This window comes from Mesorhizobium sp. M1A.F.Ca.IN.022.06.1.1 (assembly GCF_003952605.1).
Taxonomy (GTDB): Bacteria; Pseudomonadota; Alphaproteobacteria; order Rhizobiales; family Rhizobiaceae; genus Mesorhizobium.
On the sequence record NZ_CP034455.1, the window covers coordinates 4466479 to 4483079 of the forward strand.

The 16601-nt window shown below is 65.4% G+C and carries 16 protein-coding genes; 8 read left to right on the top strand and 8 right to left on the bottom strand.

The annotated features are described in order from the left end of the window. Positions 1–16: 16 nt before the first annotated feature. Positions 17–2029 (bottom strand): BTAD domain-containing putative transcriptional regulator, encoded by a 2013-nt coding sequence (locus EJ078_RS21130; RefSeq protein ID WP_127216870.1) that lies wholly within the window; start codon positions 2027–2029, stop codon positions 17–19. 160 nt (positions 2030–2189) lie between these two features. Here EJ078_RS21130 and EJ078_RS21135 point away from each other — a divergent pair, with 160 nt between their 5' ends. Then, positions 2190–2426 (top strand): hypothetical protein, encoded by a 237-nt coding sequence (locus EJ078_RS21135; RefSeq protein ID WP_040996927.1) that lies wholly within the window; start codon positions 2190–2192, stop codon positions 2424–2426. A 21-nt stretch (positions 2427–2447) separates the two neighbouring features. Here EJ078_RS21135 and EJ078_RS21140 read toward each other — a convergent pair whose 3' ends face one another. The 3 genes from EJ078_RS21140 to EJ078_RS21150 form a co-directional block, all read right to left on the bottom strand. Next, positions 2448–2816, bottom strand: a complete 369-nt coding sequence (locus tag EJ078_RS21140) for a YciI family protein (protein WP_066994274.1) — start codon at positions 2814–2816, stop codon at positions 2448–2450. A 206-nt stretch (positions 2817–3022) separates the two neighbouring features. After that, the gene (locus EJ078_RS21145; protein WP_127324706.1) at positions 3023–4432 is read right to left on the bottom strand and encodes an ATP-binding protein; all 1410 of its coding nucleotides are present in this window, start codon (positions 4430–4432) and stop codon (positions 3023–3025) included. Continuing rightward, positions 4429–5145, bottom strand: coding sequence for a response regulator transcription factor (locus EJ078_RS21150; protein ID WP_066994281.1), 717 nt, complete (start codon positions 5143–5145; stop codon positions 4429–4431). Before EJ078_RS21150 ends, EJ078_RS21145 begins: the two co-directional genes overlap by 4 nt. A gap of 237 nt (positions 5146–5382) precedes the next feature. Here EJ078_RS21150 and EJ078_RS21155 point away from each other — a divergent pair, with 237 nt between their 5' ends. The 4 genes from EJ078_RS21155 to clpS all read left to right on the top strand — a co-directional run bounded on the left by EJ078_RS21155 (position 5383) and on the right by clpS (position 6870). Further along, positions 5383–5685 carry a hypothetical protein gene (locus EJ078_RS21155; RefSeq protein WP_066994286.1) on the top strand — a complete coding sequence of 101 codons (303 nt, stop codon included), beginning with the start codon at positions 5383–5385 and terminating at the stop codon, positions 5683–5685. A gap of 40 nt (positions 5686–5725) precedes the next feature. Further along, positions 5726–5974, top strand: a complete 249-nt coding sequence (locus EJ078_RS21160) for a hypothetical protein (RefSeq protein ID WP_066994288.1) — start codon at positions 5726–5728, stop codon at positions 5972–5974. A 144-nt stretch (positions 5975–6118) separates the two neighbouring features. Beyond that, positions 6119–6460, top strand: coding sequence for a hypothetical protein (locus EJ078_RS21165; protein WP_245434828.1), 342 nt, complete (start codon positions 6119–6121; stop codon positions 6458–6460). Positions 6461–6564: 104 nt separating this feature from the next. Continuing rightward, complete coding sequence (gene clpS, locus EJ078_RS21170; RefSeq protein WP_040989718.1) at positions 6565–6870, top strand: ATP-dependent Clp protease adapter ClpS; 306 nt, start codon at positions 6565–6567, stop codon at positions 6868–6870. Positions 6871–7025: 155 nt separating this feature from the next. On the opposite strand, the gene EJ078_RS21175 is transcribed toward clpS, so the two are convergent. Genes EJ078_RS21175 through EJ078_RS21190 form a run of 4 tightly spaced genes read right to left on the bottom strand, consistent with a single transcriptional unit; the run spans position 7026 to position 13920 of the window. Beyond that, entirely contained in the window at positions 7026–9113 is a 2088-nt protein-coding gene (locus EJ078_RS21175) for a hypothetical protein (RefSeq protein ID WP_127403519.1), read from the bottom strand. Positions 9114–9116: 3 nt separating this feature from the next. Further along, a complete protein-coding gene (locus EJ078_RS21180) occupies positions 9117–11933 on the bottom strand; it encodes a DUF4159 domain-containing protein (protein WP_208720804.1) in 2817 nt (938 codons plus the stop codon). Further along, positions 11930–12916, bottom strand: coding sequence for a DUF58 domain-containing protein (locus tag EJ078_RS21185; RefSeq protein ID WP_127217485.1), 987 nt, complete (start codon positions 12914–12916; stop codon positions 11930–11932). The genes EJ078_RS21180 and EJ078_RS21185 overlap by 4 nt, the downstream gene beginning before the upstream one ends. Then, positions 12916–13920: a MoxR family ATPase gene (locus EJ078_RS21190; RefSeq protein ID WP_095823281.1), complete on the bottom strand. Its 1005-nt coding sequence runs from the start codon at positions 13918–13920 to the stop codon at positions 12916–12918. Before EJ078_RS21190 ends, EJ078_RS21185 begins: the two co-directional genes overlap by 1 nt. A 153-nt stretch (positions 13921–14073) precedes the next feature. Between EJ078_RS21190 and EJ078_RS21195 the strand changes: the two genes are divergently transcribed. Genes EJ078_RS21195 through EJ078_RS21205 form a run of 3 tightly spaced genes read left to right on the top strand, consistent with a single transcriptional unit; the run spans position 14074 to position 16600 of the window. Further along, a complete protein-coding gene (locus EJ078_RS21195; protein ID WP_127217044.1) occupies positions 14074–14703 on the top strand; it encodes a DUF1285 domain-containing protein in 630 nt (209 codons plus the stop codon). Continuing rightward, entirely contained in the window at positions 14703–15335 is a 633-nt protein-coding gene (locus EJ078_RS21200; RefSeq protein WP_066994302.1) for a CoA pyrophosphatase, read from the top strand. Before EJ078_RS21195 ends, EJ078_RS21200 begins: the two co-directional genes overlap by 1 nt. Beyond that, on the top strand, positions 15332–16600 hold the full coding sequence (locus tag EJ078_RS21205; protein WP_127217041.1) for a CCA tRNA nucleotidyltransferase: 1269 nt from the start codon (positions 15332–15334) through the stop codon (positions 16598–16600). Before EJ078_RS21200 ends, EJ078_RS21205 begins: the two co-directional genes overlap by 4 nt. Position 16601 lies beyond the last annotated feature (1 nt).

Genomic DNA, 16601 nt, shown 5'->3' on the forward strand with positions numbered 1-16601 from the left:
AGAGCGCCAAGACATGTCATTCCGGGAGGCCGGCTAGCCGTAGCGCCTCGACATATTTGGCGAAATATTCTGGCCTGATCTGCCCTACCCGATGCTTGAGGTTGGAAAGCTTCAGTTGCGGGTCGAGCTCCAGCGAGCGCGCGATGTGCCTGCTCGCGGCATCCAGCCTGCCGGCCATGGCGTTGCTGGCGGCCGCCACACGCAGGCCGGTGAGATAATAGGGCTGCGCGCGCGACGCCGCCTCGGCGAGCGGCCAGGCGGCGTCGTAGCGGCCGGCCACGAAGTGAGCGAAGGCAGTGAAGGTCTGCATAAAGAAGGTCAGCGGATCGAGCGGGCTCAGCCGCCTTGCCCGCGACATGTGCTCGATTGCGATGTCCGGGTCGTCATGGCAGGCCTTGAGGCAGCCGCTGGCGCTCCAGGCGGCTGCGCAGTTCGGGTTGAGCACGAGCGCGCGGTCGGCCAGTGCCGATCCGGCCTCGTAATCGCCGGTGACATAACCCAGCGCCAGGCCGCTGAAAGCCAGCGCCACCGCATCGTCCTTGCCGGCGATAGCCACGTCGCCGACCAGCCTGGATACCTCGGCTGTTTCCTTCTGCCGGTCGGTCATCCAGCCATTCGCCATGCGCCAGAAATAGCACCAGGCGGCAGCGCCTTCCGCGGCGGCAAAATCGGTGTCGAGCTGGATGGCCCTGTAGAACTGTGGCAACGCCTCCTCCAGCCCTTCTCTCGTCCAGCGGTAAAGGCTCGCCATGCCGCGCAGATAGTGGTCATAGGCGTCGAGGCTCTCGGTGGGCTTGCGCTTGGCGCGCGCCATCTCGGCCTGTTCGAGTCTGGGTGAAATTGCGCCGATGACACTGGAGGCAACGAGGTCCTGCAGTTCGAACACTTCCGAGACATCGCCTTCGAAGCGGTCGGCCCAGAGATTTACTCCCGCCGACGCCTCGATAAGCTGACCTGCCACCCGAAGCCGGCTGCCGGCCTTGCGGACACTGCCCTCCAGCACATAGCGCACCCCGAGCTCGCGTGCCACGCGGGTGACGTCAACCGCCTGGCCCTTGTAGGCGAAGGCGGAATTCCGCGCGATCACGAACAGCCAGCTGACATGCGACAGCGCCGTCGTGATCTCCTCGACAACGCCGTCAGTGAAATATTCCTGCTCGGCGTCGCCGCTCATGTTCTGGAACGGCAGGACCGCGATCGACGGCTTTTCCGGCACCGAAACGACAGGGCGAGGCGCCTTCGCTTCCAGGCGGGAAAGTTCGGCCTTGGGCTGGCCATAGTCGGCTATCGAACCCTTCAGCTCCATTGGCGCCTCGATGCGTTCGATCAGCGCCCGCGTCGCTTCCTCAGGCTCGACACCGAGCTCGCGCTTGAGCGCTTCCTTACAGGCCAGGAACTGGCGAAAGGCGTCGTTGGTGCGGCCGTGGCGGCGGAAGACGCGGATCAGGGCGCGGTGGGCCTGCTCGGCGCATGGGTCGGACGTCACTAGCCGCTCAGCCAGTCTTTCGCAGGCCTGCTCCTCGCGTTCACCGAGTTCCGGCAGAAGGCTCAGCCGTTCGGCCAGGTCCAACGCCTTGCGGGTGTAGTTCGCCCGAAGCGGCGCAAGCCATTCGTCGATTTCGCCGGGGGATGGCAGTCCGTCGAGCAGGTCACCCCGGTACAGGTCGGCAGCTGCCGCGAGGCTCGCGCCGTCATCGGCCTGGCAGTTCCGGTCGAAAATCCAGATGTCGGCCTCGTTGTCATTCGCCACCACCCAGATGGTGTCGGCATTGCCTTCGATGCGAATGGCCTCGTTGCCGGTGGACGGAAACAGCCGCCTGATGTCGACCAGGGCCTGGCGCAGGCTGTTTCGCGCCTGCTGCTCGCCGCTGCCGGTCCACAGCATCGCCGCCACCTTCTCGCGGCGAAGCCCTTTCGGGCCGGCCAGAACCAGCGCGGCAAAGAGCAGCGACGTCTTGCGCGTCGCGAAGTGCAGAGGTTGCCCGCCTGCGGAGACAACCTCGATGCCGCCAAGCAATCGAATGTACATCCGGGGCCCCGTGAAACAGCGTTAAGCAGAATACCATGTCCCGCCGCCGACTTAACGACGATTTTGCGGGCTTTTTCCTGCGGTTTCACGCCTGGACGAACGTTGCCAAAGCGCGCCGATGAGACACTGCCCTCGTGAGTTCGAACGAGGGAGAATGACAATGACCTACATCAATATCAGAACCTGCCAGCCGAGCACCCGAGTTGCCGGCACGCTCGCCGCCAAGATCGCGTTAATCTTCGCCGGGTTCCAGCGCCGGTATCAGGACGCCATGCAGCGCAGGGCTTTGGCCGGTCTGTCCATTTCGGAGCTGAAGGATTTCGGCTATCCGGCCGATGAAGCCCCCGCGGATGCTGCGGCGCGCAGCCGCACCGCCGGGCGCCGCCCGCTGCGGTGAATACGTCGCTACTCCCGGAATTCAGGCCAGCGGCGCGCCCGGCAGATAAAGCGCAATCGGCCGGATCTCGTAGACGGCGGTGGGATTGACGCGCCTGAGATCGCGCGCCACCGCTATCGCCTCGTCCTGGTTGGCGCAATCCAGCACATAGAGGCCCAGCAACTGCTCCTTGGTCTCGGCAAAGGGGCCGTCGATCACCATGCCGTCGCCCGGACCGCGCAGCGTGACGGCTTTCGCCGTCTCCCCCAGCCTTGCCGCCGGGCCCAGCTTGCCGGCGCGGGTCAGCCTGTCGTTGATCTCGAGCAGGTCTTTCATGACGGCTGCATCCTCGTCGGGCGTCCAGGACTGGACGGTCTCTTCGACGTGATAGGCAAGGATTGCGTAGAACATGGTTCGGTTCCTCGTGCGGGGATCCGAAAATCAGAATCGATTTTTGCGTCGCTGACCTTCGGTTCGGTAAGGGTCATGCACCAAATTGAAGTGCTACAGCATCCCGCGTCCTGGAGGACGCTCGGCGCTTTAGGGCGGGCTGCACTATCACAAGGATGGCGCGGCTGATCCAGTCCTCTGGAGCAGCCGGGAAAGCGCTTGCTGACTCAAGCTGCCAGCGGCAGGCGCAGCTCCGTCAGCAGGCCGCCGCCGGGATGGTTGGAAAGGCTGATCTCGCCGCCGGCGCCGCGGGCGATGTTGCGGGCGATGGTCAGGCCGAGGCCGAGCCCGCCGGTCTCGCGGTTGCGCGACTGTTCGAGGCGCACAAAGGAACCGAACACCTGATCCAGCTTTGCCTGCGGAATGCCCGGCCCTTCATCGCGGATGCTGAGCGTGATTGTATCGCCAGAGCGCTGCACGCCGATATGCGCCTTCTTGCCATAGGTGACGGCGTTCTGGACGAGATTGGTGATGCAGCGGCGCAGCGCCACCGGCCGCGCGATGCAGACCAGGCCGCGCGAAGGCGTGGCGTCCTCGTCGAACGAAGCGTCCTCGAACATGTCGGCGACCGCCTCCACCAGCGACCAGAAGTCGATCCGCTCGGCCTTTTCCTCGGTGACCTCGAATTTGGCGAAGTCGATCACCGAGCTTGCGATGCTCTCGATGTCGGCAAGGTCATGCGCCAGCGCTTCACGGGCCGGCGATTTGCGCAGCAGCTCGAGACGCAATCGCATCCTGGTCAGCGGCGTGCGCAGATCATGCGCCAGTGCCGCCGCCAGGTGCTCGCGGTCCTCGACATAGTCGCGCAGGCGCATCTGCATGGCGTTGACCGCCTTTGCCGCGGCGCGGATCTCGCGGCTGCCGGTCTCGGCGATGGGCGGGCTTTTGAGGTCCTTGCCGATGCGGTTCACCGCGGTCTCCATCATGCGATAGGGTGCGGTCAGCCGGCGCAGCGACCAGATCGACATCACGATGATCAGTCCCGCTATCAGCGAATAGAGCGGTAGGCTGTCCCAACTCAGGATCGGCCCAGCTGGCGTGATCGGCTCGGTGAAGTTCAGCCACTGGCCGTCGGAAAAGCGCAGCGATGCCGTCAGCTTGTCGCTCTGGGCGAAATCCGCGGCCAGCACCAGCAGATCGCGCTCGACCTGGCCGACATCCTTGTTCATCACCTGGCCGTCCGGGACATCGGCTTCCTGCGTTGCCGGATCGCGCCGCACACGCGCGTCGGTGATGCCGAACTTGGACAGGCGGCCGACCAGGATGTCCTCCAGCTCGGCTAGCTGGTCATCGCCGGCGATCGAGGAAGTGACGGCGGGGCTGTCCGAAACGGTCAATGCGTAGGTGGCATTGAACAGACCGGACGCGGTCGTCTTGCGTTCTTCAGGCGTGGCGTCATGCATAAGCTGCACCAGCGAATAGGCGCGGTCGTTCAGCCGGTAGAGATCAACCACATCGTTGGCGGCGGCGCGGTCGCGCGCCACGATATAAAGCGTCGCGACCTGGCTGATCATCAGGCCGGCAATGACGATGAGCAGAACCCAGACAGGCAGGGTTTGCGGCAGCAAGCGTCTCATTCGGAGGTCGTTTCGGGCAGAAACTGATAGCCACCGCTGCGAACAGTCAAGATCAGTTTCGGCGTCTTGGGATCGTCCTCCATCTTGCGGCGCAGGCGGCTGACCAGGATGTCGACGCTGCGATCGAAGCTGTAACCGGTGTCGCCGCCGGACAACTCGATGAGCTGCTCGCGGGTGAGAACGCGTTGCGCGCTCTTGACGAAGGTCTGCAGCAGGTTGAACTCCGCCATCGTCAGTTCCACCCGCACGTCGTCGGGCGCCGTCAGCCGGCGGCGCGAGCAATCCATGGTCCAGCCGGCAAAGCGGTAGATCTGCTTGGCTGTGGGCCGGCGCGGCTCGGCCGTGCCGTTGCGCCTCAGCACCGCTCGGATGCGGGCGAGCAATTCGCGCGGATCGAAGGGTTTCGGCACATAGTCATCAGCCCCCATCTCGAGCCCGACGACGCGATCCGTCGTCTCGGTCACCGCGGTCAGCATGATGATCGGTGTCGTGTGATTGGCGCGGATCTCGCGGCACAGTTCCAGCCCGCTTTTACCGGGAAGCATCACATCGAGCACGATCAGGTCGACCTGCGCCCGGCGCAGGATCGACTCCATCTCGGTGCCGTCGGCGGCCACTGTCGTGCGCAGCCCCCGCTTCTGGAAAAACTCCTGAAGCAGGTCGCGTATGCCCTTGTCGTCATCGACGATCAGTATGTGCGAGTCGGATTTCACGAGAACCCCGCGATTTGTGTAGCCAAGCTGCCCTTCTGTGATCACCCACACGATAGAATTCGGGCCACATCTTGGCCAGTGGCGGCGACGTGGGACGGAATGGCTTCCCCAGAAACAATTCAGAAACAAAATTCTACACTCGGGAAAAACTCGTGAAAAAATTCAAGGGCATAACTGGTGCCGTGGCGGTCAGGTCATCGGCTGCGACGCAAGTTTCCGGAGTAACGGGCAAGACCGATGCAGAGGTTCTGGATCAGCGTGATGGGTGCTTTGCTTAGCATGTCGCTCATCACAGCCGCAGTCGGGGCCTCCAACGCAAAGGTAACGCCGCTGACCCGGACCGAGCGCTGCACCAATCTCAACCGTCAAGTTGACGAAGCCCTCGAAACCCATGCCGCGGCAACGCAGGTCACCGCGGCGAAGGCACTTCAAAGAAAGGGAAACCGGTTCTGCGCTGCCAAGAAACAGGCGCAGGGCATCCGGATGCTCGCAAACGCTTTGAAGCTGCTTGGAGTGACACCGATCGACCCGGTTCAGTGACGCTCAACTCCTCGACCCGCATGAAAAAGGAAATGAAGCCATGACAAAGTCCCTCCTCTCCGCCCTCGGCCTCGCTGTTGCTCTCGCTTTCTCGATGCCGGCTGTCAGCAACGCCGCCGCCACGACGACCGCCGCTCCGGCCGCCTCGACCACGACCACGGCTCCGGCCGCTGACGCTACGGCGAAGACCGCTCCGAAGAAGGTCGCCGCCAAGAAGGCCTGCAAGGTGACCAAGACCCACAAGTGCCCGGTCAAGAAGGCTCCGAAGAAGGACGCGAAGAAGTCCTAATCCAGGCTTCGATCCTGATCTTTCAAGACCGCTCCGGCCGAAACCGGCCGGGGCGGCTTCCAGCGGCCGAATCCTGACACCGGCAGCTTGCGCCGCGCCACTTCCTTAACCCGATCGCAATGCCGGTGCCGTAGGACAATCCGCATGAAGAAGCGGCTTTCGTCCATGATGCGCTCGCTGGCTCTCGGCGGCTTGGTTGCCACCGCGGCAGCAAGAGCGCTGATCATCTTGACAGCCAGCCCAGTGCCGGATCCCGCCAGCGGCAGGACCGAGCCGGAACTTTTCGCACCGGCCATCTCATCGAGCTTCGACTACATCACGCCGGCACAGAGCTGGATCCTGATCGCGCTGACGGGCGCGACTCTGATCGGCTTCGCCGCCTGGATGATTGGCGCCTTCATGGAGCGCGGTTCCAACATGGACGACGGTGCGTCGCACGATCGGTCGGCAGGGGCGTTGAAGCGCAAACAACGCTATCCCACATAAGCCTTCATCGTCCCTCGATTCTCCGCCCTCCAGCGGACAAATGGACAAATGCTCCCTGCCTGAGGAAGTGCAAGCCAGACCCAGTTTCCAACTGGTGAATTCCAATGCCTGAGACCGTCCTTAAACCGCGTACCAAGACGCAGCCGAAGACCGAGCGGCCGAAGCTCTACAAGGTCATCCTGGTCAATGACGACTTCACGCCGCGGGAGTTCGTGGTGACGGTGCTTAAAGGCGAGTTCAAGCTCAGCGAGGATCAGGCGCATCGCGTGATGATCACCGCGCATACGCGCGGCGTCTGCGTGGTCGCCGTCTTCACGCGCGACGTTGCCGAGACCAAGGCCGCGCGAGCAACCGACGCCGGTAAGGCCAAGGGCTATCCGCTGCTGTTCACGACCGAGCCGGAAGAGTAGGGCGGCTCTGCCTCGCCCGTGTCCTGGAGAGGGAAAGCGAGGCCGCCGGCCGAGCAGGGTGAGGGTGGGGGCAAGCGCCGTATTTGATTGTTGCGCGCCGCCCCTCATCCGCCCTTTCGGGCACCTTTCCCCGGAAGGGGGAGAAGGAAAAGGCTCTACCTTCCTTCTCGATACCACATCGAGCCGATGGCCAGGAGCAGCAAGCCGAGGCCGAGGAAGCCGCCGAACAGCGGCACGCGCGAGACGGCCTTCAGCGTGCTGTCGTCGGTGGTGCGCAGCCCGATCCAATCGTTCCCCGATGCCGCCCCCGAGGAGCGGACCGGTACGATCGAAGGCAATGCCACACCGCCGGCAAGATCGCCAAGCATGGAGGATGGCGCGAGCCGGCGCACGCTGCCGCCGGTCGCCTCGGCCGGCGCCTTCAGCCTGTCCTCGGTGGAAACGACATCGGCGAATTCAGGCGCATTGATCGGGCCGACATGGGCAAGCGCGGTGAGGTCGCCGTTGCCGACCTGATAGAGGCCGATCTCGCTGGTCTGCAGGCTGCCCGTGAAAATCCCTGGTTCGGCTTTTTTCAGCTTGACCGTCATCGTCTTGCCGGAAGGCGTGATCACCTGGGCGGGGCCGGGATCGTCGCTCATCGTCTGGCGGCGGATTTCCAGCACCATGCCGCGGCCGTCGGCGGTCAGCCGCTCTTCTTCAAGTTCGGGTTCCTTCATCAGCCAATGGGCGATGCGCCGATAGAGCTGGACATGCGGCCCGCCGCCTTCGAAGCCGCGCGCCCACAGCCAGCCCTGATCGGAAAGCAGCATGCCGACCCGGCCTTCGCCCTTGCGGTCGAGCACAAGCAGGGGGCGGTCGTCGGCCCCTTTCATCACCACCGCGCCCTCGGGATTCTTGACGCCGATGGTGCGGAACCAGCGGCTCCAGCGCGGCGGATCGGCGGCGGAGCCGTCGAGCCCGCGCGTGACCGGGTGGCGCTGGCCGAGATCGGTGAGACGCGGATAGAAGGCCTTATCGACGACCTCGCCGCTCGGCATCGCGGGCAGGGCCGACATCAGCGGCGTTCGGGCGATGGAGCTTTCGCCGGCATATTCGGGGCCGGCGGCAATCAGCAGCGCGCCACCCTTTTCGACATATTCGGAGATGTAGTCGTAATACAGGATCGGCAGCACGTCGCGGTGCTGATAGCGATCGAAGATGATCAGATCGAAGTCCTTGATCTTCTCGACGAACAGCTCGCGCGTCGGGAAGGCGATCAGCGACAGCTCGTTGATCGGCGTGCCGTCCTGCTTTTCCGGCGGTCGAAGAATGGTGAAGTGGACGAGGTCGACCGAAGCGTCGGATTTCAACAGGTTGCGCCAAGTGCGCTCGCCGGCATGCGGCTCGCCGGAGACCAAAAGCACGCGCAGATGATCGCGAATGCCGTCGACCAGCGCGATGGCGCGGTTGTTGGTGTCGGTCAACTCGCCCGGCTCGTGGTCGATCGAAAGCTGGACGATGTTGCGGCCCGCGTTGGGAATGGTGACTTCAAGCTTCATCGGCTGACCGATGGTCGCATGCTCGACAGAGACCTGCTCGCCATTGACCGAGACCCGCACGTCGACCGGGCCGCCCTGACCTTCGGTGGAAAGCACCCGATAGCTCATGTCGAGCGGCTTGCCGACGAGGCCAAAGCGCGGCGCGTTCTCGAAGCGGATGCGGCGGTCCTTCTCGTGCTCGTTGCCGGTGATCAGCGCATGGAGCGGCGCGTTGAATTCCGGAGCGCCGGCCGGCGCGTCATGCACCTCGCCATCGGTGATCATGATGGCGCCGCCGATGCGAGAGGGCGGCACATCGCGGAAAGCGCTTTCCAACGCGCCGAACAGCCTGGTTTCCGTGCGCTCATCGGCGGCCTCGGATTTGCCGGCCTCGACGACGCGGACGTCGAATTGCTTGAAGCGGCCGAGGCGCTGCTGAAGGCCCGTCAGCGCTTCGTCGGTCTGCTTGGTGCGGTCGCCGATGTCCTGGCTCTGGCTGCGATCGACGATGACAGCGACGACGCTCTTCAATGCCTCGCGTTCCTCGTCGAGGAAAACGGGATTGAGCAGTGCCGCGCCCAGCGCGAGCAGGGCGATGAAGCGCAGGACAGAGCCGCGCTGACGGAACCACAGGCCGGCCAGCGCGAGCAGCGCGAGCGGCACGATGACGACCCAGAACAGCGGCCAGGAAACGAGCGGCTCGAAGGAGATCGACCAGTTCATGATCTACTGTCCCAGCCGTTCGAGCAGGACGGGCACATGCACCTGGTCGGATTTGTAGTTGCCGGTCAGCATGTACATCATGATGTTGACGCCGGCGCGCAGCGCGTAGACGCGTTGCATCGGATCCGGCGGCACGGTCGGCAGCATCGGATCGCCGTTCTCGTCGACCGCCCAGGCGCCGGCGAAATCATTGCCGGTGATCATGATCGGGGAGACGCCGTCGCCGGTGCGCACGGGACGGTTCTCGGTATTGCTGGCATCGAGCGAGGCTTCGACCCAGAGCGGACTGCCGTTGAAGCGGCCGGGAAACTCGGGAAGGATGAAGAAGGACTTCGTCAGCACATGGTCCGAGGGCACCGGCTCCAGCGGCGGCACGTTCAGATTGCCGAGAATATCGCGCAGCCGCTCGGTGGCCGAGCTTGCCGAGCCGGCGCCGATGCCGTTGGAGAACTGGTCGCGCGTGTCGAAGAGAACCGTGCCGCCCTGCTGCATATAGGCGTCGATGCGGGCGATCGCGGCTTCGCTGGGCATCGGCGCGGTGGCGTCGATCGGCCAGTAGATCAGCGGATAGAAGGTCAGTTCGTCCTTGGAGATGTCGACGCCCGCCGGCGGGCCGGGTTCCAGCGCGGTCTTCTCGATCAGGAAGCGAGTGAGGCCTTCGAGGCCGGCGCGGCTGATTGAATCGACGCCGGGCTCGCCGGTGATGACATAGGCGATCCGAGTTTTCGAAATGTCCTGGATGGCCTGGGAATCGCCCGGCTTCGAATCATCGGCGCGGGCAAAGTCGGCGTGGCCGAAGAGCCCGCCGAACACGATCAGCAGGGCAGCGGCGGTCGCCGCGGCGCGGCGCGGCCGGCGCGAAAACAGCCCACCCATCCAGAACACGGCAAGCGTGTCGAGCACCATCAGCAAGAGGGCCAATGTGACCAGCGGGCCTTTCAGGTTCTCCGATTCGTCGAAGGCGTAAGGGATGGCCGTCACCGGCAGCGAGACCTGTGGCCGAGCAAGCGGCGTGAATGTGCTCGAGGCGTTGAGCAGGTTATGCGCGAAAACGCCAGTTTCCGAACCGTAGACGCCGGGCGGGTTTTCCAGCGTCACTGGAAGCGGGCCGGCGGCGGGCACGAGCGGCCGCGCATCGGGTGTCGGCGGCACCAGCGCGCCGTCGGCGCCGATCATGCGATAGGGCGCCAGCGATGCTGCGGCCGCCTCGGCATTGGCGACCGCGGCGCCCTGGTTGCGCGACAATTGCACTATGCGTCTCAGCATCTCGACGAAGCTGCCGGAGATCGGCAGGTTCGACCAGGTCGCCTCCGGTGTCACGTGGAAGAGCACCAGCGTTCCCTTGTCCTTCTTCATGCCCGTGACCAGCGGCGTGCCGTCGGCAAGCGTCGCCCAGGTGCGCTCGACGATGTCGGGCGTCGGCTCGGCCAGCACCTGCCGGCTGACCGTCACCTCCGTCGGCGGCGCGAGGTCGGCGAACGGGCCGTTCTTCGGGAATTCGGTGACCGGTTGCGGCGTCGTCCACGAAAGCGCGCCGCCCAGCGCGCGCTCGCCGCTGCGCAGCCGGACCGGCAAGAGATCATCGTCGTTGCCGGCGGCAGCCAGCCTTGAACCGGCAAAACGCACCAGCGTGCCGCCATTGTTCACCCAGTCGACCAGCCGTTGCCGGACCTGCGCAGGGATGGTGCCGACATCGGCCATGATGATCATCGCCGGCTTCTGGTCGAGAAGCTGCGGAATGGCATCGGCCAGATCGGCGCTCGACGGCTCCACCAGATCGGCGAAAGGCTGCAAGGCGCGGCGAATGTAATAGAGCGGCGACAGCAGCGGCTGCGCCTGGTCTGCCTCGGCCTGCGAAAGCAGACCGACGCGGCGGCGCTTGGAGCTCTCGTCCAGCACGCGAACGGCACCGGCCTGGTGCTCGCCATCGAGAGCTATCGAGGCGAAGTCGTTGCGCAATTCGAACGGCACCTTCATCGTTCCGGTGGCGGTGGCCTGACCCGGCGCGAAGGTCAGAGCCGCGTCGGCGATGCGGCGGCCCTTGTCGTCGAAGGCGCCCGCGGTGACCTGCGCCGGCGCCGGATCGCCCGGCCCGCGGATGGCGGTGAGCGTGAAGCCGTCGACCTGATTGTCGGCGCCGGTCAGGCCGGTGAGCGAGAGCCGGTCCGAGGTAGCCCAGACCAGCCTCGCGGCATTCCTTTCCAGGAGCGTCTTGAACGCCGCTTCGTCGCCGGTGGCGGCAAGGCCATCGGCAAGCACGGCGACGCTGGCGCCGGGCAGGCGCTCCAAAGTGGCTGCGACGCGGGCATAGACGGCGGGGCGGTCGGTCGGGATCGGGCGCGGCTTTGCCGCGCGCAGCCGGTCGAGTGCGGCCGATGCATCGAAGGGGCCGATCTCGGCATTCGGCTTCTCGGCGGTAAAGGCGATGACGACCGGCACGCCGTTCGAGCCTGCATCGGCAATCAGCCGCTCGGCGGTGGCGACGCGCTTGCCCCAGTCGGCGGCGCTTGCCCAGTCATTGTCGATGACCAGCGCGAGCGCCGAGCCCTCGGCCGGCAGCTTTTCGCGCGGATTGAAGATCGGCTCGGCGAGCGCGGTGACGACAAGGGCGGCCATCAGCAAGCGAAGCAATGTCAGCCACCAGGGGCTTTGATGCGGCGTCTCCTCGCGCCTCAGGACGCGGGCGAGGATTCTCAGCGGCGGAAAGACTTCGGTCCGCGGCCTGGGCGGCGTCAGCCTCAGCAGGTACCAGATCACCGGCAGGGCCAGCAACCCCCACAGCACCATCGGCGCGCCGAAGGAAAGCGGCAGCCAACTCATGCGACCGCCTTTCCGGCATCACCGCCCGCGGTCAGCCCTGCATGACCGCCACCGGCGGTCAGCCCGGCATGACCCGAGGTCAGACCCGGACGGCTGCTGTCGGCGGTCATCGCCATGTGGACGCGCACGAGCGCCTCGGAGGCGAGGCGGTCGGTATGATTGACAGTAAAGCTCCAGCCGAGGCGCTTGCACCAGCCGGCGAGTTCCTGGCGGCGAGCGATATAGAGCAGGCGGTATTCGTCTTTAAGCGTTTCGGCACGGCCGGCGGTCAGCTTGTCGCCGGTCTCGGGATCGGTGAATTCAGTGCGGCCGGCATAAGGGAAGGTCTCCTCGGCCGGGTCGGCAACCTCGATCAGGTGCGCGCGCACGCCATGACGGGCGAGCACGTCGAGCCAGGCCATGGTTTCCTCGACCGGATCGAGAAAGTCGCTGACGATGACGATGTCGCAGAAGCGTCGGATGGTGGAGAGATCGGGCTTCGCCGCCGGGTTGCCGGCATGGCTGAGCTGGGCCGCGATGCGTTCGGCGCCGTTGCGGGCAGTGAACGGGTCGGTGAGGCCCGGCCAGGCGATGCGCTCGCCGCTGCGCGACAGGAGCTCGGCCAACGCAAGCGCCAGCACCAGCGCGCGCGATTCCTTGGAAACGCCGGCTCCCGAGGATTTGTAGAGCATCGATGGGGAGGGGTCCGACCAGAGCCAGACGGTATGGGCCGCCTCCCACTCGCGGTCGCGCACGTAGGTGTGGTCGTCGCGGGCCGAGCGGCGCCAGTCGATGCGCGAGGCATCGCCTTCGACATAGGGGCGGAACTGCCAGAAATTCTCGCCTATGCCGCGCTTGCGGCGGCCATGCCAGCCGGCGATCACCGTGTTGACGATGCGGCGCGCCTCGACCAGCAGATCCGGCACCAGAGAGGCCCGCAACCGGCCACGGGCGAGCGCGTCGCGCGTCGCAACCGGTGCCTGGACCTCGCCTATTCGACCCATCAGATGCCTTTTGCCAGTTTCGCCACCACGTCGCGCACGGATGTGCCTTCGGCGCGGGCGGCGAAGGTCAGCGCCATGCGATGCTGCAGCACCGGCTCGGCGAGGGCACGGATGTCGTCGACCGACGGCGCCAGCCTGCCATCATATAGAGCGCGTGCTCGGGCGCACAGGGTCAGCGCCTGGCTGGCGCGCGGACCAGGACCCCAGGCGACATGCTTGTCGGTGTCGGCAATCCCCTGACCGGGACGAGCCGAGCGCACCAGCTTGAGGATCGCTTCGACGACGCTTTCGGGCACCGGCATGCGGCGGATCAGCGTCTGAATTTCCTTCAGCCTGGCTGGCTGCAGCACATTGTCGGCCCTGGCCTCCTCGACGCCGGTGGTTTCGAGCAGGATGCGGCGTTCGGCCTCGATCTCCGGATAGAGGATGTCGACCTGCATCAGGAAACGATCGAGCTGCGCTTCCGGCAGCGGATAGGTGCCTTCCTGCTCCAGCGGGTTCTGCGTCGCCAGCACGTGGAAGGGCGAGGGCAGGTCGTGGCGAACGCCGGCAATGGTGACGTGATATTCCTGCATCGCCTGCAGCAGCGCCGACTGGGTGCGCGGCGAGGCTCGGTTGATCTCGTCGGCCATCAAAAGCTGCGAAAAGATAGGCCCGCGGAGGAAGCGGAAGGATCGTTTGCCAAGCTCATCCTGCTCCATGACTTCGGAGCCGAGGATGTCGGACGGCATCAGGTCGGGCGTGAACTGGATGCGGCGGGAATCGAGGCCGAGCACGATGCCCAGTGTCTCGACCAGCTTGGTCTTGGCGAGGCCTGGCACGCCGACCAGGAGCGCATGCCCGCCGGCAAGCAGCGCAACCAGCGTGCGCTCAACAACGGCTTCCTGGCCGAAGATAACGCGGCCTACGGCGTCGCGGACCTTGGAGATGTCGGACAGCGCCTTCTCGGCCTGCTCGATCATCGCCTTGTCGCTCAACGGGCTTTCCTTGATCATCACGCTCATGCCGTTCGATCCTTGTGGTTGGAAATACCGGCTTGCATTCTCGATTCGCAGAATGCCGCGATTCGGCCTCGCCCGGCGCCTGCGATTGAACTTAAATCACAGGCTTGGGCTGACAAGGCTGACAATCCGGACAACAGTGACTATTTCGTGACCATGACGCATCGCACAGAATCCGGTGAAAAGGGCCTGACCAGCGCCACCGAGGCGCGCGGGCTGGAGGCGCTGATCTCGCGAGCGGCGCGCGCCGGCAAGGGGCCGGCTCCGGTGGAGCGCTGGAATCCGGACTTCTGCGGCGACCTCGATATGGAGATCAGGGCCGACGGCACCTGGTTCTACCTCGGCACGCCGATCGGGCGCATGCCGCTGGTGCAGCTCTTTTCCAGCGTGTTGCGCAAGGACGCCGACGGCAAGACCTATCTGGTGACGCCGGTGGAGCGCGTCCGCATCCGCGTCGCCGATGCGCCCTTCATCGCCGTCGAGATGAACGTGTCTGGGACCGGCGACGGCCAGGTCATCACGTTCCGCACCAATGTCGGGGACGTGGTCACCGCCGGGCCCGGCCATCCGCTGCGCTTCGTCGACGAGGACGCCACCGGCGGGCTCAAGCCCTATGTGCTGGTGCGCGGGCGGCTGGAAGCCTTGGTGGCACGGCCGGTGATGTACGAATTGGTCGAGCATGGAGAGGTGATCGACGTCTGCGGCAGGGCAATGTTCGCCGTCCGCTCCGGCGGCGAAGTTTATCCGATCATGTCGGCCGACAAGCTCGAGCGGCTAAGCGCGTGATGGACCAGGTGGCGCCGGTGCCGTTCTCGATCGCGGATTTTCGCGCCCGCGCAGCGGCCCAGGCCGAGGTGCAATCCGGCGACGAGTTCGGCGACCACCGCTTCAATCCAGGGCATCCCAGGCTGAAGCATATAAAACCGCTGCGCGACGCCGCGGTGCTGATCCCGGTCGTCGATCACGCCGACGGCGCCACGGTGCTGCTCACCAAGCGGGCGGAGAAGCTGCGCAGCCATTCCGGCCAAGTCGCCTTTCCCGGCGGCACCATCGATCCGACCGATCCCAGTCCTGAGGCCACAGCGCTGCGGGAGACCTTCGAGGAGATCGGCCTCGATCGCGATCACATCGAAATTGTCGGCCGCATGCCCGATTATGTCTCCGGCAGCGGCTACCGCATCGTGCCGGTGCTTTCGGTGGTGCGGCCGGGCTTTTCGCTGATGCTCAACGCCGACGAGGTCGACGCCGCCTTCGAGGTGCCGCTGCGCTTCCTGATGGACCCTGTCAACCACGCGCGCGACAGCCGCATGTGGAACGACCTCGAATGGTTCTTCTACGAGATGCCCTATGGCGGCCAGCGGATCTGGGGCGTCACCGCCGGCATCATCCGCACACTCTATGAAAGGCTCTATGCGTGAGCGCTGAGGTGTCTCTCTCGGGCAGGGCCGATTGGCTGGGCGAAAAGCATCTGCAGAAGCTGCTTGCCGCGCTGAAGGAGGGCGGCGAAGAGGCGCGGGTGGCCGGTGGAGCGGTGCGTAATGCGCTGATCGGCCAGCCGGTCGCCGACATTGACATTGCCACCACGACGGTGCCCGAGGACACGATCCGCCGCGCCCAGGCCGCCGGCTTCAAGACCGTGCCGACAGGGATCGAGCACGGCACCGTCACGGCAATCGCCGGCGGCAAGGCCTATGAGGTCACGACGCTCCGGGCCGACATCGAGACCGACGGTCGGCGGGCGAGAGTCATCTTCGGGCGCGACTGGAAGGCCGACGCCGCGCGGCGCGACTTCACCATCAATGCGCTTTATGCCGAAGCCGACGGCACCATCGTCGACCTTGTCGGCGGCGTCGCCGATATCGAGGTGCGGCGGCTGCGCTTCATCGGCGATCCGGAAGCGCGCATCCGCGAGGATTATCTGCGTATCCTGCGCTTCTTCCGCTTCTTCGCCTGGTATGGCGACGGCCGGCCGGACGCCGAGGGCTTGAAGGCCTGCGCCAGGCTGAAGGACGGGCTCGGCAGGCTGTCAGCCGAACGCGTGTGGTCCGAACTGAAGAAGCTGCTTTCGGCGCCCGACCCATCGCGTGCCCTGCTGTGGATGCGCCAGGCCGGTGTCCTCACCGCCGTGCTGCCGGAGAGCGAGAAATGGGGCATCGACGCCATCCACGGGCTGGTCAGGACCGAAAAGGATCTCGGCTGGGATGCCGATCCGCTGCTCAGGCTGGAGGCCGTCGTTCCGCCGGATGCCGCGCGCATGAAGACGCTTGCCGAAAGGCTGAGATTTTCGACCGACGAGGGGGAGCGCCTGCGACACTGGGCACTGACGGTTCCGACTGAACCCAAGACGACCGAGACGGAATTGTCGAAAAAGCTCTATTTCGGCGACCGCGAAGGCTTCGTCGATCGGCTGCGGCTCGCGCTCGCCGCCGCGCGGACACGGGCCATCGAGGACGATCGGGCGATGATGGAAGCCGGCGGTTTCTCGCGCCTGCTCGGCTTCGCCTTGAAATGGCAAAAGCCGAGCTTTCCGATCAAGGGGGCCGACCTGATCGAACTCGGCGCCGCGCCCGGTCCGAAGCTTGGCGCCACGCTGAAGAATCTCGAAAGGGAATGGGTGGATTCAGCATTCGCCATGGATCGCGGCGCGCTGCTCAAACGCGCCGCGCAGGCACTCGAGGCTTAGA